15 protein-coding genes and 1 other annotated feature (1 of these 16 cut by a window edge) are annotated in these 16,839 nt (G+C 46.9%); all 15 genes read left to right on the plus strand.

What is annotated here, in order from left to right; translation table 11 throughout:
* Positions 1-18: 18 nt before the first annotated feature.
* The 15 genes from ftsZ to KI350_RS04390 all read left to right on the plus strand — a co-directional run bounded on the left by ftsZ (position 19) and on the right by KI350_RS04390 (position 16,739).
* The gene (ftsZ, locus tag KI350_RS04320) at positions 19-1,152 is read left to right on the plus strand and encodes a cell division protein FtsZ (protein ID WP_003181563.1); all 1,134 of its coding nucleotides are present in this window, start codon (positions 19-21) and stop codon (positions 1,150-1,152) included.
* Positions 1,153-1,531: 379 nt separating this feature from the next.
* Positions 1,532-3,040 (plus strand): S8 family serine peptidase, encoded by a 1,509-nt coding sequence (locus KI350_RS04325; protein ID WP_003181566.1) that lies wholly within the window; start codon positions 1,532-1,534, stop codon positions 3,038-3,040.
* Between the two features lie 190 nt (positions 3,041-3,230).
* A complete protein-coding gene (locus KI350_RS04330) occupies positions 3,231-7,529 on the plus strand; it encodes a S8 family peptidase (protein WP_212930443.1) in 4,299 nt (1,432 codons plus the stop codon).
* A gap of 182 nt (positions 7,530-7,711) precedes the next feature.
* Complete coding sequence (gene spoIIGA, locus KI350_RS04335) at positions 7,712-8,641, plus strand: sigma-E processing peptidase SpoIIGA (RefSeq protein ID WP_009328548.1); 930 nt, start codon at positions 7,712-7,714, stop codon at positions 8,639-8,641.
* A 59-nt stretch (positions 8,642-8,700) separates the two neighbouring features.
* Positions 8,701-9,420, plus strand: a complete 720-nt coding sequence (sigE, locus tag KI350_RS04340) for an RNA polymerase sporulation sigma factor SigE (protein ID WP_003181573.1) — start codon at positions 8,701-8,703, stop codon at positions 9,418-9,420.
* A 139-nt stretch (positions 9,421-9,559) separates the two neighbouring features.
* Positions 9,560-10,339, plus strand: a complete 780-nt coding sequence (gene sigG / locus KI350_RS04345; protein WP_003181576.1) for an RNA polymerase sporulation sigma factor SigG — start codon at positions 9,560-9,562, stop codon at positions 10,337-10,339.
* Positions 10,340-10,474: 135 nt separating this feature from the next.
* Positions 10,475-11,272: an ABC transporter ATP-binding protein gene (locus tag KI350_RS04350; protein ID WP_009328547.1), complete on the plus strand. Its 798-nt coding sequence runs from the start codon at positions 10,475-10,477 to the stop codon at positions 11,270-11,272.
* Positions 11,273-11,539: 267 nt separating this feature from the next.
* On the plus strand, positions 11,540-12,427 hold the full coding sequence (locus tag KI350_RS04355) for a putative RNA methyltransferase (RefSeq protein WP_073411173.1): 888 nt from the start codon (positions 11,540-11,542) through the stop codon (positions 12,425-12,427).
* An 84-nt stretch (positions 12,428-12,511) separates the two neighbouring features.
* Positions 12,512-12,745 carry a YlmC/YmxH family sporulation protein gene (locus KI350_RS04360; RefSeq protein ID WP_011197962.1) on the plus strand — a complete coding sequence of 78 codons (234 nt, stop codon included), beginning with the start codon at positions 12,512-12,514 and terminating at the stop codon, positions 12,743-12,745.
* 223 nt (positions 12,746-12,968) lie between these two features.
* A complete protein-coding gene (pgeF, locus tag KI350_RS04365; RefSeq protein WP_026080858.1) occupies positions 12,969-13,808 on the plus strand; it encodes a peptidoglycan editing factor PgeF in 840 nt (279 codons plus the stop codon).
* A gap of 7 nt (positions 13,809-13,815) precedes the next feature.
* Complete coding sequence (locus tag KI350_RS04370) at positions 13,816-14,511, plus strand: YggS family pyridoxal phosphate-dependent enzyme (RefSeq protein WP_003181591.1); 696 nt, start codon at positions 13,816-13,818, stop codon at positions 14,509-14,511.
* Positions 14,508-14,960 (plus strand): cell division protein SepF, encoded by a 453-nt coding sequence (sepF, locus tag KI350_RS04375; RefSeq protein ID WP_003181594.1) that lies wholly within the window; start codon positions 14,508-14,510, stop codon positions 14,958-14,960. The genes KI350_RS04370 and sepF overlap by 4 nt, the downstream gene beginning before the upstream one ends.
* Before the next feature lie 10 nt (positions 14,961-14,970).
* Complete coding sequence (locus KI350_RS04380; RefSeq protein WP_025804499.1) at positions 14,971-15,237, plus strand: YggT family protein; 267 nt, start codon at positions 14,971-14,973, stop codon at positions 15,235-15,237.
* Positions 15,238-15,372: 135 nt separating this feature from the next.
* A complete protein-coding gene (locus KI350_RS04385) occupies positions 15,373-16,149 on the plus strand; it encodes a YlmH family RNA-binding protein (RefSeq protein WP_009328544.1) in 777 nt (258 codons plus the stop codon).
* A 95-nt stretch (positions 16,150-16,244) separates the two neighbouring features.
* Positions 16,245-16,739, plus strand: coding sequence for a DivIVA domain-containing protein (locus KI350_RS04390; RefSeq protein WP_003181601.1), 495 nt, complete (start codon positions 16,245-16,247; stop codon positions 16,737-16,739).
* A gap of 62 nt (positions 16,740-16,801) precedes the next feature.
* Positions 16,802-16,839, plus strand: a binding site (T-box leader); it runs 192 nt beyond the window's last position.

Raw genomic sequence — 16,839 nt, forward strand, 5'->3', positions numbered from 1 at the left:
GGATTAGGAGGATTTAGCATGTTAGAGTTTGAAACAAATATAGACGGCTTAGCATCGATTAAAGTAATAGGAGTAGGTGGCGGCGGTAACAATGCCGTCAATCGGATGATCGAAAATGACGTTCAGGGAGTCGAGTTTATCGCAGTCAACACGGATGCTCAGGCTCTCAACCTGTCAAAAGCGGAAACGAAAATGCAGATCGGTGCGAAGCTGACGCGCGGGCTCGGCGCCGGAGCCAATCCGGAAGTCGGCAAAAAAGCCGCAGAGGAAAGCAAAGAACAAATTGAAGAAGCGCTGAAAGGTGCAGATATGGTGTTCGTCACAGCCGGAATGGGCGGCGGAACAGGAACGGGCGCGGCACCTGTCATCGCACAAATCGCAAAAGATCTGGGCGCATTGACTGTCGGCGTTGTCACAAGGCCGTTTACCTTTGAAGGAAGAAAAAGACAGCTTCAGGCTGCAGGCGGTATTTCAGCAATGAAGGAAGCCGTCGACACCCTGATCGTCATTCCGAATGACCGTCTTCTTGAAATCGTCGATAAAAACACACCGATGCTTGAAGCGTTCCGTGAAGCGGACAACGTTCTCCGCCAAGGTGTTCAGGGCATTTCAGACCTGATCGCAACGCCTGGACTGATCAACCTTGACTTTGCCGATGTCAAAACGATCATGTCCAACAAAGGTTCTGCACTGATGGGTATCGGTGTAGCGACAGGCGAAAACCGCGCTGCGGAAGCCGCTAAAAAAGCTGTTTCCAGCCCGCTGCTTGAAACGGCGATTGACGGCGCCCAAGGCGTGCTGATGAACATTACAGGCGGCACCAACTTAAGCCTATACGAAGTTCAGGAAGCGGCGGACATCGTTGCAGCTGCATCTGACCAGGACGTCAACATGATCTTTGGATCTGTCATCAATGAAAACTTAAAAGACGAGATCGTCGTTACGGTGATCGCGACTGGATTTATCGAACAGGATCAAGATTCATCAAAGCCGCAGAGACCTTTAAACCAAGGCTTAAAACAGCATCATCAGCCTGCTCCGAAACGGGAGCCGAAGCGCGAGGAGCCAAGCATGCCGCATCGCAGCCCATCACAGCCTGCCGAGGATACGCTTGACATCCCGACTTTCTTAAGAAACCGCAATAAACGCTAAACGTCTACAATACATTGGAAAGCTGCCGACAAGAAGTCGGCGGCTTTTTTTGCGCGCTGGAACAGCAGCCGATGTTCCTTCCCCTCCAAAAGCATCAATTGTCTTCTTGATGGAAGCGGCTCCCTCAAAAGCCTTGCATCTAATCTCTCTCTTTTCTCCCGAATGTACAGATTTTCCTTTTTTCTTGTCATCAGGCCGAACTATGAACGGTGAACAAGTCATATGTAAAAAGAACGAATTTGCAAACTGACAAAGGAAAAATGACAGAATACGACAATATCTATAAACCTTTTCTATTACCATTATTAATAGTTTCTGTTTCTAGACATAGAAACGCAAGAAACGACTATATTTGCTATTGCTTAAAGGAGGATGTCATGTGAAGAAAAAGCCATTATTCCGCACGTTCATGTGCGCTGCACTCATCGGTTCACTTCTCGCTCCGGTTGCTGTGCAGGCTGATACAGGCACGGCAGCGAAGACAAAGGAACAAAGCAAAATATCTAGCGCTCTTTATAAACGTTTTGAGAAAGAAGGTAAAGTGACCTTTTTAATTAAAATGAAAAGCCAGGCGAACCTTCAGCAAGCGGCAACCGCGGCTGAAAAACGGGCGAAAGCAAGCGTTATGACCGTGAAAAAAGCAAAAGAGATCAAACGCTCGGCAGTGCTGACTTCCCTGCGTACAAAAGCTGAAAGAACACAAAAAGATTTGAAATCGTTTTTGGAAAAAGAAGAGAAAAAAGGAACAGCTAAGAAAGTGGAATCTTTCTATATTGTAAACGGCATCGCCGTGACGGCGACAAAAGATGTTATGGAAAAAGCGGCTTCATTTCCTGAGGTTGAAAAGGTGCTGCCCAATCAAAAAATCAAGCTGGGCAATACCGAAAAACCTACAGTAGAATCGAAAACAACCGCGGATCGCACCCCTGCTTCCAACATTGAGCAGGTTCATGCGCCGGATGTCTGGAAAAAGCGCTATAAAGGCAAAGGAGCCGTCGTCGCTTCAATTGACACCGGCGTAGAGTGGGATCATCCGGCGTTGAAAACAAAGTACAGAGGCTACAACCCTTCTAAACCGAACAGTCCAGACAATGAGTTCAACTGGTTTGATGCGGTAAGCAATAAGAAAACGCCATATGATGACTTGGGCCACGGCACACATGTGACAGGCACGATGGTCGGCTCAGAAGCCGGCGGCAAAAACCAGATCGGTGTCGCGCCGACGGCGAAATGGATCGCTGTCAAGGCCTTTTCAGAGGACGGCGGAGATGAAAAATCCCTTTTGGCTGCAGGAGAATGGATTTTGGCCCCGAAAGATGCGAAAGGAAAAGCGCACCCTGAAAAGGCTCCCGATGTCGTCAACAACTCTTGGGCAGGGGAACGCGGACTCGATGAATGGTATTTGGATATTGTCAAAGCTTGGCGGGCAGCTGATATCTTCCCTGCATTTGCAGCGGGCAATGTCAGCGAATTCGAACCGGGCGGACCGGGTTCAGTTGAAAACCCGTCCAACTATCCGCAATCTTTCGCGATTGGCGCAGTTGACAGCTCAAACGCGTTAGCCGACTTTTCATTGCAAGGGCCTTCGCCATATGACGAAATCAAGCCCGATATTTCTGCACCTGGCGTCAGCATCCGCTCTGCTTATCCGGGACATAAGTATGCTGCAATGAACGGGACATCGATGGCGACCCCGCATGTATCCGGCATCGTCGCCTTAATGAGGGAAGCCAATCCGGACCTCACAGTCGATGAAATCGAGCGCATCCTGCTGAAAACGGCGACGCCTCTAACTGACAAAACGTTTAAAAAATCCCCGAACAACGGCTACGGATACGGCTTGGTCAACGCTTTAAAAGCTTTTGACGCAGCTAAAAAAACTAAATGATAAAAAAGGACAAAACCTTTAAGCGTTTTTGTCCTTTTTTTATCTAATTTTAAACAAGGCCTTGACAAATACCGACAAAATAATTAACCAGTTTTTACTATATTTAAGTTACATCAAAGTCAGACAAGGCGTCCACAAGGAGGGGGGACAGGAAAATTCAGCTAATTTCATAAAAAAGGGGGATGTTCATTTGAAAAGAAAGCTGAGAAAAAAGGCGTTTTCCACCATTTTAAGCGGTTTGTTAATCGGCTCGCTGTTCATGCCCGCCGTTTCAGATGCCGCGGCAAAGCCCGCACTTACTTCCATGAAAGAACAAGCAGCCGCAGGGAAGGGGAAAATTTCAAAAACTCTTGTCAAACAGTTCAAAAAAGAAGATCAAGTCACATTTTTGATTAAACTGAAAGATCAAGTCGATACACCAAAAGTGGCCAAACAGGCGGAAAAGAACGCGAAGAAAAAGTCGCTGAGCGCTGCTAAAACAGAATATCAAAAACGCTCGGCTGTTGTTTCCGCTTTAAGAGTCAAAGCGGATGAGTCGCAAAGCGATCTGAAACGTTATTTAAAAAAGCAGGAAAAACAGGGGGACGTAAAAAAAATCAGATCCTATTATATTGTCAACGGCATGGCCGTCCATGCGACGAAAGAGGTCATGGAACAAGTAGCGGCTTTTCCGGAAGTAGAAAAAGTGCTTCCGAACGAAAAAAGGCAGCTGATCAAACCGACTAAACAGTCTGTGAAAAAATCAGCAGCCAAGGATGAAAAAGAAATCGAATGGAATATCAATCGAGTCGACGCACCAAAAGCCTGGAAATTGGGATATGACGGATCGGGCACGGTTGTCGCGTCGATTGATACGGGCGTGCAGTGGGATCATCCGGCCTTGAAAGAAAAATACCGCGGATATGACCCGCAGCATCCCGATCAGCCTAACCACGAATTCAGTTGGTATGATGCGGTTTCAGGCGCTTCTGAACCATTTGACGATCTGGAGCACGGCACGCATGTAACCGGGACGATGGTCGGCTCAGAGCCTGACGGCCAAAACCAAATCGGTGTGGCGCCGGGTGCGAAGTGGATTGCTGTGAAAGCTTTTTCAGATGACGGCGGTACGGACGAAGACCTTATTGCAGCAGGTGAATGGATTTTGGCGCCAAAAGATAAAGACGGCAACCCGCACCCTGAAATGGCGCCGGATGTTGTCAATAACTCATGGTCAGGGGGAGCCGGGATTGATGAGTTTTACAGGGATATCGTAAAAGCGTGGCGAGCTGCCGGCATCTTTCCTGAGTTCTCTGCGGGGAACGTCGATTTCGCCAATCCGGGAGGACCTGCTTCGATTGCCAATCCGGCAAACTACCCTGAAGCGTTCGCAACCGGAGCGACAGACATCGATAATCGCTTAGCCGATTTTTCACTTCAAGGTCCTTCCCCGTATGATGAGACTAAGCCTGAAATATCGGCGCCTGGTGTCAACATTCGCTCATCTGTGCCTGGAAGCGGCTATCAAGACGGCTGGGACGGCACTTCAATGGCTGGCCCGCATGTCGCAGCCGCCGCCGCTCTTATCAAGCAAGCCGATTCGTCGATCACTGTTGATGAGACCGAAAAGATTTTGATGGAAACTGCAACACCGCTCACAGACAGCAAATTTACCGAATCGCCGAACAACGGATACGGCCACGGACTCGTGAACGTGTTTGACGCAGTGTCCGCTGTGACAGGCGGGTTGGGCAGAGCGGAAGGACAAGTCGGAAAAGAAGGCGAAGACAAAAGTCCGCCGGCCTTAAACCATCAAGAGATCACCGAAATTTACTCAGGCTCGGAAACGCCTCTTAAAGCTGATGTAGAAGACGATGTCAGCATCATATCGGTCAAATTGAGCTATAAAACAGATGACGCCGATTGGGAGACGATCGCTGCCAAACAAACTTCCGGCGACTATAAAAAAGGAACGTACGAGGCGGCTGTAACTGTTTCTGAAGGGAAAACCCTTTCCTACAAGTGGATTGTCACCGATTTCGGAGGCAACAAAACGGAATCCAAAGTGTACGAAGTCCCGATTTCCCCGGCTGTGACAACAGGGTATAAACAAGATTTCGAGAATTCCGCCAGCGGCTGGCTCACATCAGGCGTGAAGAATTCATGGGAGCGCGGAATTCCTCAGTCAGGCCCGAACGCCGCAGCATCGGGAAAAAACGTATTCGCAACAAATCTGACAGGGCCGTATGAAAGTTCGGCTAATATGAATCTTCTCATGCCTCCTGTCAGCGTTCCAAAAAATCAAAAGCTTTATCTCACATACAAATATTGGCACGATATTGAAGAGGACTTTGATTACGGCTTCGTTTACGTACAGCCTGAAGGAAAAGGTGAATGGATCCCGGCTGCCGAGTACAGCGGCAAGACATCAGAATGGAAAGACGGACAGATCGATTTGTCGGAATACGGGGGACAGACGATTAAGGTCATGTTCAACCTTCAATCTGACGACAGCATTGAAGGTGACGGGCTGTACATCGATGATGTAGCGCTTGTCAAGGAAGTGAAGAGCGCCGGTACGAAAAAACGATTGGGCGTTGAAAAACAGCCGGCCAAAATGAAGGATAAGAAAACAAAGAAACGAATGATTGATCCGAAAAAAGCAAAACCGGCAGAAGCCCTTCAGGAAAAAACCGAAACGAAAAAAGCAGCTCCTGCGGTTCTTCCGGTGCGCGCTCAGGTCAGCGTGCTGGAAACGGGCAAATCGACATATTCCAACCAGGCAACAGGCGCATACAGCTTGGCTCATGCACCTGGAACCTATACGCTGAAAGCGGAAGCGTACGGATATGAATCAACCGCCCAAACCGTAAAAATCGAGTCCGACAAGACAACAACGGCAGACTTTGTTTTAAAAGAACTAAAAAAAGGGACGCTCACCGGAACGATAAAAAATAAAAAAACGGGCGAACCCGTCCGGCATGCAAAGTTGTATATCGTTGAAGATGCAGCTGTAAAACCAGTCCAGACGGATGATGACGGAAGCTATTCATTAACGGCCTATGAAGGCTCGTATACGGTAAAGGTCTCTGCAAACGGATATTACAGCAGCGAGTTTTCCGTTGATTTAAAAGGCGATGTCTCGAAAGATATCGAGCTCGATCCTTTCATCGGCTATCCGGGGGAAATAGGCTATGATGACGGAACCGGGGAAAACGCCTGGGCTTTCTATGAATCCGGCAACGGGCTGGCCGTTAAAATGACGCTTGAAAACGGGCAGGAAAAAGCCATGCTGAAAGGCGGTTTGTTTAAATTCTGGGATACAGAATTCCCTGATCCGGGCGGCACTGATTTTGCAGTAGAGGTCTATGATGCTTCGGGTGAAAAAGGCTCTCCGGGCAAAAAAATCGCCGGCCCGTTCAAGGCTGAAGCGCTCCGCACAGGCGAATGGACGACCGTTGATTTAGGTGACGAAGGCATCATCGTCGGAAAAGACTTTTACCTCGTATACGTCCAGACAGAGGATCTGGCCAACTCACCTGGACTTGCTACAGACGAAGACGGAGAATATTCCGGCCGCAACTGGCAGTATACGGACGGCTCATGGTCAAAAGCGCCATCAGACCAAGGCAACTTTATGATCCGCGCTTTGGTCGACTATGAATTGTCGGTGCCTGTGATTACGTCTCCTAAAGACGGATTCATCACCAACCAAAAGAACGCTGTCATTGAAGGGACATCCTCGCCGAATACGACCGTTCATCTCTTTAACGGGGATGAAGAAGCCGGAACAGCGGAAACGGCGGCAGACGGCACTTTCTCAAAAGAAATACCGTTGAATAAAGGGGAAAATGTCATCACCGCGAAATCGTCATCGGCTTCCGGAACGACTGATGCTTCAGAACCGGTCCGGATCGTCCTTGACCAGAAAAAGCCGAAGCTTACAATCGACACGCCGGAAAGCGGCTCAAAACTCAATAAAGAGACCGTCACCGTGAAAGGAACAGTATCAGACGATCACTTAGAATCTGTTCATGTAAACGGCAAAAAAGCAGCTGTTGACAATGGCGAATATTCTGCAAGGATTATGCTTGACAACGGCAAAAATGAAATCAAAGTAACGGCATCGGATGCGGCAGGCAACAAAACGACCAAAAAGGTCACGGTAGATGTCAACTTTGAAGCGCCGCAAATCACCGGCTTGAAACCGGCCGAAGATCTCGAGCTCAAAACGGGAGAAACCGTGAAAATCGAGTTTGAAAGCGCCGCTGATTTGGATGCTGTCTTTGTGATCAGAATGCCGCTGACCAATTTCAAAACCGCTGCCCAAAACGTAACGGAGCTGCCGATCAGAGAAGTCTCAAAAGGAAAATATGAAGGATATTGGACCGCTACTTCAACTGCAAAAGCAAAAGGAGCGGAAATCGAGGTCATCGTCAGAGATGATTACGGCAATGAAACGAGACAAACGGCAAAAGGCAAGCTGTATATCAATGAAAAGCTGAAATAAAGGTGAAAAGACGCTGTCTTTAATGGCAGCGTTTTTTTCGTTTTACGATCGACAAATTCAGTACGAAAACTTCAAAAAATGTACGATTTACGCAACATTAATTGACAGACTTTACCTTTGGGCTTGATTTATACTTAGGAAAACAAACACTAAGGTCACCGAGCCGCAGAAAGGGGAAGGATGTGGAAATCTATTTAGATGCGATATGGCTGTTAAACTTTTGTTTTGACTTGCTGCTTTTAATGATGACCGCATTTATTTTAAAGCGAAGGGTTAAAAAGCGGAGGCTGATCCTAGGGGCATTTGTCGCGTCAAGCATCGTTCTGTTTATGTTTACACCTTTTTCACCGTACGTCCTTCATCCTGCCGGCAAACTGTCGTTTTCGGTTGTGATCGTTCTTGTGGCATTTGGTTTTAAGCGGTTCCGGTTTTTTTTGCAGAATTTGTTTTCTTTTTATTTTGCCACTTTTTTAATGGGAGGAGGGATTATCGGAGCGCATTCTTTGCTTGAAACGGATTCGATCATGGAAAACGGCGTCTTTATGACGAATTGGTCCGGTTTTGGAGACCCCGTCAGCTGGCTGTTTGTCTGTGTGGGTTTTGCGGCTGTATGGCTGTTTTCAAAAAAGCGTTTTGAAGATGCTGAAGCGAAGAAAATTCAATACGAAGAACGCGTCCGCCTAGAGGCCTGCATTGGTGAACATACGCTTCATTTCACCGGATTGATTGACTCCGGAAACCAGCTCTACGATCCAATCACAAAAACGCCCGTCATGATCGTCAATATTGAAAAATTGAAAGTTGTATTGGGAGAAGAGGCAAGTGTGACCATCAAGGAAATGAGCCCGCTTGATGCCGTCGGGAAACTGGATGAAGCACTGCCGTATATCGGGCGGATCCGCCTGATTCCGTACCGCGGGGTCGGCCATCAGCATCAGTTTCTGCTCTGCTTAAAGCCGGATCATGTGCTCGTTTGTACGGAAAGAGAAGTGATTGAAGCGCCGAAATGCCTGATTGGCATCAGCACATCACCGCTTTCCGCTGACGGCGAATTTGACGCCATCGTCCATCCGAAAATGCTGGCCGGAAACCCGGTCAAACACGTTTCTTAAACTTGAAGTCTGTTACATTATCATACTCCTGAAGACGTTTATTTAGAAGGGGGAGGAAGATGAAAAAACTAAAATTAAGGTTAACCTATCTATGGTACAAACTTTTAATGAAACTGGGGCTGAAAAGCGACGAAATTTATTATATCGGCGGAAGCGAGGCGCTTCCCCCGCCATTGTCAAAAGATGAAGAGCAGGTGCTTCTCCATAAGCTGCCTGACGGTGATCAGGCGGCACGAGCGATTTTGATTGAACGAAATCTCAGACTGGTCGTGTACATCGCGAGAAAATTTGAAAATACAGGAATCAATATCGAGGATTTAATCTCCATCGGCACGATCGGGCTCATCAAAGCGGTGAATACGTTTAATCCCGAGAAAAAAATCAAACTGGCTACATATGCTTCCAGATGCATTGAAAATGAAATTTTGATGTATTTAAGAAGAAACAATAAAATCCGTTCAGAGGTATCATTCGACGAACCGCTGAACATCGATTGGGACGGAAATGAGCTGCTTCTCTCAGATGTGCTCGGAACAGAAAACGACATTATTACAAAAGACATCGAAGCAAACGTTGACAAGAAGCTGCTGAAAAAAGCGCTTGAACAGCTCAATGACAGAGAAAAACAGATCATGGAGCTCCGTTTCGGGCTTGTCGGAGGGGAAGAAAAAACACAAAAAGACGTTGCCGATATGCTCGGGATCTCCCAGTCATATATTTCCCGACTTGAAAAAAGAATTATTAAAAGGCTCCGAAAAGAATTCAACAAGATGGTTTAATTTTTTTATGAAATTTGAAGCATTGACAGTCAAGGGTTTTCGGCTCGATCTTCTTATTTTTGGAAATTAACGATGCATATTTTTCCCACCCGAGGAGATACTGAACTTTGTACAGCAGCTCCTGTAGGGAGGGAAAAAAGTGTCGAGGAATAAAGTTGAAATCTGCGGGGTTGATACATCAAAACTGCCCGTACTGAAGAACGAAGAGATGAGAAAGTTATTCAAGCAAATGCAGGATGAAGGAGACACAACAGCGAGAGAAAAGCTTGTTAACGGCAATTTGCGCCTTGTCTTAAGCGTCATTCAAAGGTTTAACAACAGAGGAGAATATGTTGATGACTTATTCCAAGTCGGCTGCATCGGACTAATGAAATCAATTGATAATTTTGACCTGAGCCACAATGTTAAGTTTTCAACATATGCTGTACCAATGATCATCGGAGAAATCCGCAGATATTTGCGCGATAACAACCCGATCCGCGTCTCACGGTCACTCAGGGATATCGCGTACAAGGCGCTGCAAGTGAGAGAACGGCTGATCAGTGAGACAAGCAGGGAGCCGACTGCTCAGGAGATCGCTAAAGAGCTTGAAGTGTCCCATGAAGAAATCGTTTTTGCGCTTGACGCCATTCAAGATCCTGTATCTTTGTTTGAGCCGATTTACAATGACGGAGGAGATCCGATTTATGTCATGGATCAAATCAGCGATGAGCGCAACAAGGATTCGCAATGGATCGAAGAGCTCGCCTTAAAAGAAGGCATGAGACGGCTGAATGAACGGGAAAAAATGATCCTCAGAAAACGCTTCTTCCAAGGCAAGACGCAAATGGAAGTCGCTGATGAGATCGGAATCTCCCAAGCCCAGGTCTCAAGGCTGGAAAAAGCCGCCATTAAACAAATGAATAAGAACATTCACTAAGCCGCAGTCAATCTGCGGCTTTTCACATGCTAAAAATGGAAAATCTCTCATTCACTTTATTAAATATATAAGCTATAATAAAAGAATTATATTTTAATTTATCAGAATATTTACATAAAAAAAGGGGGATTTTAAGTGGTTCTGCAGCTTGAGCATGCTTCACTAAAACGAAACGGAGAGTGGATATTAAAGGATATTGATTGGACGGTGGAAAAGGGGGAGCACTGGGCGTTATACGGATTGAACGGAGCCGGCAAAACCGCACTGCTCAATATGCTGTGCGCTTATTATTTTCCGACAATAGGAAAAGTCACCGTGTTAGGGCGCGAATTCGGAAAAACGGAGCTTGGCGAGAAGCTTCGGCGAAAAATCGGCCTTGTTTCAGCCGCCCTGCAGCAGAAGCTTTATCCTGAAGACAGTGCATTTGAAATTGTTTTAAGCGGCGCCTTCGCTTCGATCGGCCTTTATGAATCGCCTTCACAGTCTGTCAGAGAGAAAGCGGTCGCCCTCTTGGAGGAATTCGGCTCCATCCGCTATGCGGACAGGAGATATGAAACGCTCTCCCAGGGAGAAAAGCAAAAGGTGCTGATCGCAAGGGCCTTGATGGCCGATCCTGAGCTGCTGATTCTCGACGAACCTGTCACCGGTCTAGATTTTATCGCGAGGGAGCAGGTGCTGGATACGGTTGAACAAATTGCCAAGAAAGACAGTGCGCCGTCCATGCTTTACGTTACTCACCATGCAGAAGAAATTCTCCCCGCTTTCAGCCAAACCCTGCTGTTAAAAAAAGGGGAAGTGTTTGCGTTGGGAAAGACAAGAGAGATGATGTCCGGCGAGGTTCTGTCCGAATTTTTCGATATGCCCGTCCAGGCGGTATGGACGGAAGATCGGCCGTACTTGTCCAAGAAAAAAACTGCAAACCTCAATGTTTAAAGCTTCGGATGTGTTTGGGAGCCTCCTTCTATTATGGAGGCTCTTTTTCAGCTTTCATCATCTTAAAGAAGCTGGTAAGATAATAAAGAACGTCATGTTTTAGGGGAGTTCATCATTATGATCATTCAATTCATTCGCTACAGATAATGAAAGGTATAGACAAACGCTTAGCCCATCCACACCTATGGCTTTAAAAATGCCGAAGGAGCGGGTTTATTTGTCTATGCCTTTTTCATTGATCTAAATACGAATGAATGAGGTGTAACAATGATGAATAAAAAATTAAAAAGAGCAGCGCTTATGAAGGAGCATGAAACGATGTTTCAGTGCCCGCTATGCGCCGCGAACATGGCGATCAGCGAGTTAAAAAGCCTTATATGTTCAAACAGACATACGTTTGATATCGCAAAAGGAGGGTATGTCAATGTCGCGACGCATTCTCCTTCTGTTAAATATGATATAGATTTATTTGAAGCCAGAAGAATGTTAGCAGCCGCCGGCTTTTTTGAACCGATGAGAGGCGCGTTGACAGACCGTCTTAAACAAGCCGGCCTGCCGTTTTGCAATTTTGTCAGGATCCTCGATGCCGGCTGCGGGGAAGGTTCGCATTTGACGCGAATCGCTGAAACGCTAGAAGCGCGTTTCGGAACGCCTGTCCTTGGAGTCGGGCTGGATTTGGCGAAAGCCGGGATTGTATCGGCGGCTAAGCAAGAAAGAGAGGCGATCTGGTGTGTCGCCGATCTGGCTGCCGCACCGTTTCGGAATCGTTCATTCGACGCGATCCTCAATATATTGTCGCCTTCTAATTACGCGGAATTCGAGCGGCTGTTATCGGATGACGGCATCGTTTTGAAAGTGATTCCGAGAAGCGGCCATCTGAAAGAACTGAGGAGATTTTTGTACGACGGCTCGGACAAACAAGCCTATACGAGCGAGGATACGGCTGAGCGCTTCGCGTCTCATTTTGATCTGATCGACAGAACGGAGATCGCCTACAGCAAACGTTTAGACCGAATCCAGCTCCCGCCGCTCATCAAGATGACGCCTTTATCATGGCGCGCGCGAAAGGAGCGGATCAATGCCTTTCTAAAGAAGGAATCCGCTGTTATGACCGTCCATCTCGATATTTTAGCCGGCAGGAAAAAAACGAAATAAACCACTGAAAAGGCAGTCTAAATAAAGGACTGCCTTTCATATAATCTTAAAAGGACATTTGATCAGAGGAGGCGTGCGGTGGACATGATGAATATTTCTGATTTCCAGATAAAAGATGTCGTTAACGTATCAAACGGAAAAAAGCTCGGCAGCATCGGCGATATCGATATAAATGTAACGACAGGCAAAATACAGGCGATCGTCATCGGAGGAACGGGGAAAGTTTTCGGATTTTTCGGAAAAGAAGAGGAAATCGTCATTCCGTGGCGAAATATTGTTAAAATTGGAGAAGATGTGATTCTTGTGCGTTTAAGCTGATCTAGCACAATCAGATGCTGCCTGATCAATCGGCGGACCTTTATCCGCCTGCTTTTTTCAAAATGTTGTGAACGATGAGAACGTCTGCAAAAGCAGGGATAAATGTTGCAAACAATACATTTCGTTTAGTTTTTTGAAACGAAACTAAACGAATGCATCAAGATGTGTTAAAATAGGAGCGATATGATGAAAGACTACGATGTTTGTCGAAAGGCTGATCACCATGAATACATATAACCCCTTTCGTCTTGATGCTCCGTCAATGCTTTTGATTGAGGAATGGAATCAGACGGCGGAAACCGGCGGAGCCGTCACAGCCGGATTTACGACAAAAAACGGCGGAGAAAGCGAACCGCCTTTTCACTCATTGAATACAGGGCTGCACGTTCAGGATCATGAACAGCATGTCATCAATAACAGAAAAAAGGTTGCCGACATCCTAAAAACAGATCTGCACGACTGGGTATTTGCTGATCAGACGCATGAAGACCGGATTCATAAAGTGACGGATGGCGATCGCGCCAGCGGCGCTTTCCGATACGATACGGCGCTGAAGGCTACGGACGGACTTTATACAGACAGGCCAAACCTGTTTTTGGCGCTTTGCTTTGCCGACTGCGTTCCCGTTTATTTTTACGATCCGGTCCGCTCGCTGGTCGGCATCGCTCACGCGGGCTGGAAAGGCACCGCACTTGGGATCGCCGCCAGCATGGTTGACACGTGGATCAGGCGGGAAGGGTCGAATCCCGCAGACATCCGTGCCGTGATCGGGCCTGCGATCGGTTCGTGCTGCTACACTGTCGACGATCATGTAATAGACAAAATCAGAAATCTTCCTCTTCAGCAAGAAGACAAAGCCTTTTTGACGATAAAAGAAGGGGAGTACCGTCTCGAATTAAAAGAAGTGAACAGGCAGCTGCTTGTACACGCCGGAATTCCAAACGGCCAGATCGAAGTGAGTTCCCTTTGTACGAGCTGCGAGCGTTCACTGTTTTTCTCCCATCGGAGAGACCGGGGAAAAACCGGACGGATGATGTCCTTCATCGGATTAAAGGAGGTATAGCTTACAGGTGGATGTAAAAAGCAATTTACGACATATAAATGACAGGATCAACGAAGCGTGTATCAAAGCGGGCAGAACGCCCGACGAAATATCCGTCATCGCTGTCACGAAATATGTTTCCCCGGAACGGGCGCAGGCAGCGCTGGATGCAGGAATCAGGCATTTGGGTGAAAACCGTGATACCGGGCTGCTTCACAAGCTCGACGTTCTGAAAGACAGCGAACCGGTATGGCATTTTATCGGAACCCTGCAGACGAGAAAGGTAAAAGCAATCATCGATCATGTCTCATATATCCATTCTTTAGACAGGCTTTCACTGGCCGATGAAATTCAAAAGAGGGCAAAAAAACCGATTGACTGTTTTGTCCAGGTCAACACATCCCTTGAACCTTCAAAACACGGCATGGCAAAAGAAGAAGTTCTTCCTTTTGTAAAAAAACTGTCTGGATACGAAAACATTCGGATCGCGGGATTAATGACGATGGCTCCTTTTACGGATGATGAGAAGGCAATCAGAAGCTGTTTTCGCTTGCTGAGAGAGCTGCGCGACGAGGTGCGCGGCCTTGATCAATGGAACGCTCCGTGCAGCGAGCTTTCGATGGGTATGTCTAACGACTATGCGATCGCAGTCGAGGAAGGCGCGACATTCGTCAGAATCGGATCTTCCTTAGTCGGAAATGAAACTGGAGGTGGACAATCATGAGTTTGAAAAACAAATTTAAAAACTTTTTTTCCTTGGATGATGAGGAATACGAATACGAGTATATTGAAACAGACAGGGAGGAAATCCCTGAAGAGCATGAATCAAAAGACAGAACCGCCTACCAGTCTAAAGCGGCTGGGAAGCAGAATGTCGTAAGTTTGCAAAGCGTTCAGAAATCTTCTAAAGTAGTGTTAAGTGAGCCTCGGGTGTACGCGGAAGCCCAGGAAATCGCAGACCATATCAAAAACCGACGCGCCGTCGTCGTGAACCTGCAGCGCATCCAGCACGATCAGGCGAAAAGAATCGTTGATTTCTTGAGCGGAACTGTATATGCTCTCGGCGGCGATATTCAGCGGATCGGAGCGGACATCTTTTTATGCACGCCTGAGAACGTCGATGTTTCCGGCACGATTTCCGAGCTCATAGAAGAAGAACATCAGAGGTGGTAAATCGCAGATGATCCTACTTTATCAAATTTTAAGCACGCTTTTAACCGTCTATTCTTTTGCGCTCATTATTTACATTTTTATGTCTTGGGTGCCTAATGCAAGGGAATCTTCATTCGGCCGGGTGCTTGCTTCACTTTGCGAGCCTTATCTCGAACCGTTCAGAAGGATCATTCCTCCGCTCGGGATGATTGATATTTCTCCGATTGTGGCGATTTTCGTCCTGAAATTCGCAGATGCAGGGCTTCTTGCGGTTTTCAGAATGCTCGGCGCTTTTTAATTGAGATCATGCCGATTTCCCGTAAGGACTTGCCGGCGGCAGCGGCGCCGCTTTTCATGAGTGTGCCTTCAATCTTTGCGGGCCGAGTATCGGGCTTGGCTGTAGCCAGGCCTCTTTACATAGAAAGGAAAGACAATGAGCGATATTTACCAGCATTTCAGAAAAGACGAAGAGCCGTTTATCGACCAGGCTCTTGAGTGGAAAAGAATCGTAGCGGAACAGTACCGGATGAAGCTGACCGATTTTTTGGATCCGCGGGAACAGGTGATCCTGCAGTCTGTCATCGGTCAGTCGGACGAAGTGAGGCTTGAATTTTTCGGGGGGTTCCCTGAGGCTGAACGAAAGCGGGCTGTGCTGTTCCCCGAATATGCCGAGCCGTCTGCCGAAGATTTTCAGCTTCAAGCCTGGGAAGTCATCTACCCGCAAAAATTTGCCTCCATCGAGCATCGCGAGCTTCTCGGCTCATTGATGGGCATCGGATTGAAGCGCCAAAAGTTCGGCGATCTGATCTTTTCGGACGGAACATGGCAGTTTATCTGTTCGGAAGAAGTCGCTGATTTTGTTTTCACCCAGCTGACACAAATCGGCAAGGTGAAAGTTTCCCTTGAAAAAATTCCGCTTTCAAAGCTTAAAGTACCGGAGCAGGATGTCGAAATAAGGGATGATACGGTTTCATCTTTGAGGCTTGATGCGATTTGCTCGGCAATGAGCAGGCAATCCCGGCAGAAAGCACAGGTTCTTGTGAAAAACGGCCTCGTGAAAGTGAACTGGAAAGTCATCGAAGACCCTTCATATGCACTGGCTGAAGGGGATATGGTTTCGATCCGGGGATTTGGCCGCTTCAGAATGAAAAACATTGACGGCAAAACGAAGAAGGGCAAATGGAGATTGACGTTTGAAAAACAAAAATGACGCGTTTTAACAGTTTTTTCTCCGCCCGGTCGAATTTTGCTTTATAATGTTGACTAGGACAAGTGTACATAAAGAAAAAAATGGAGGTGGGCAGCATGCCTTTGACGCCAAATGACATTCATAATAAAACATTTACGAAAGCGTTCCGCGGCTATGATGAAGATGAAGTGAACGAATTCCTGGCCCAGGTGAGGAAGGATTATGAGATCATTCTGCGCAAAAAAAATGAGCTTGAAACAAAGGTGAACGAGCTTGACGAGCGTCTCGGCCATTTTTCGACCATCGAAGAGACGTTGAATAAATCGATCCTTGTCGCACAGGAAGCGGCAGAAGACGTAAAGCGCAATTCCGAGAAAGAAGCGAAGCTCATCATCCGTGAAGCTGAGAAAAACGCTGATCGGATCATTAATGAGTCTCTTTCAAAATCGAGAAAGATCGCGATGGAAATCGAAGAGCTGAAAAAGCAGTCAAAAGTGTTCAGAACCCGTTTCCAAATGCTGATCGAAGCGCAGCTTGACCTGTTGAAAAACGATGACTGGGATCATTTGCTTGAATACGAAGTAGACGCAGTAATGGATGAAAAGGAATAGATTTTCGTTTGCAATCTTGACATACCGTCATCTGTTCGCATATAATACGTTCATAAATTGAGTGAAAAACGTTTGAGAGGGACAGACATTGATTCCTGAA

This window comes from Bacillus sp. J41TS8, from assembly GCF_018333035.1.
GTDB lineage: Bacteria > Bacillota > Bacilli > Bacillales > Bacillaceae > Bacillus > Bacillus paralicheniformis.

Bases quoted from the DNA above. Each gene is read 5' to 3' on its own strand.
- ftsZ (WP_003181563.1), top strand. From the start codon at position 19: ATGTTAGAGTTTGAAACAAATATAGACGGCTTAGCATCGATTAAAGTA.
- sigE (WP_003181573.1), top strand. From the start codon at position 8,701: ATGAAAAAACTAAAATTAAGGTTAACCTATCTATGGTACAAACTTTTA.
- KI350_RS04355 (WP_073411173.1), top strand. From the start codon at position 11,540: ATGATGAATAAAAAATTAAAAAGAGCAGCGCTTATGAAGGAGCATGAA.
- KI350_RS04360 (WP_011197962.1), top strand. From the start codon at position 12,512: ATGATGAATATTTCTGATTTCCAGATAAAAGATGTCGTTAACGTATCA.
- pgeF (WP_026080858.1), top strand. From the start codon at position 12,969: ATGAATACATATAACCCCTTTCGTCTTGATGCTCCGTCAATGCTTTTG.
- sepF (WP_003181594.1), top strand. From the start codon at position 14,508: ATGAGTTTGAAAAACAAATTTAAAAACTTTTTTTCCTTGGATGATGAG.
- KI350_RS04385 (WP_009328544.1), top strand. From the start codon at position 15,373: ATGAGCGATATTTACCAGCATTTCAGAAAAGACGAAGAGCCGTTTATC.
- KI350_RS04390 (WP_003181601.1), top strand. From the start codon at position 16,245: ATGCCTTTGACGCCAAATGACATTCATAATAAAACATTTACGAAAGCG.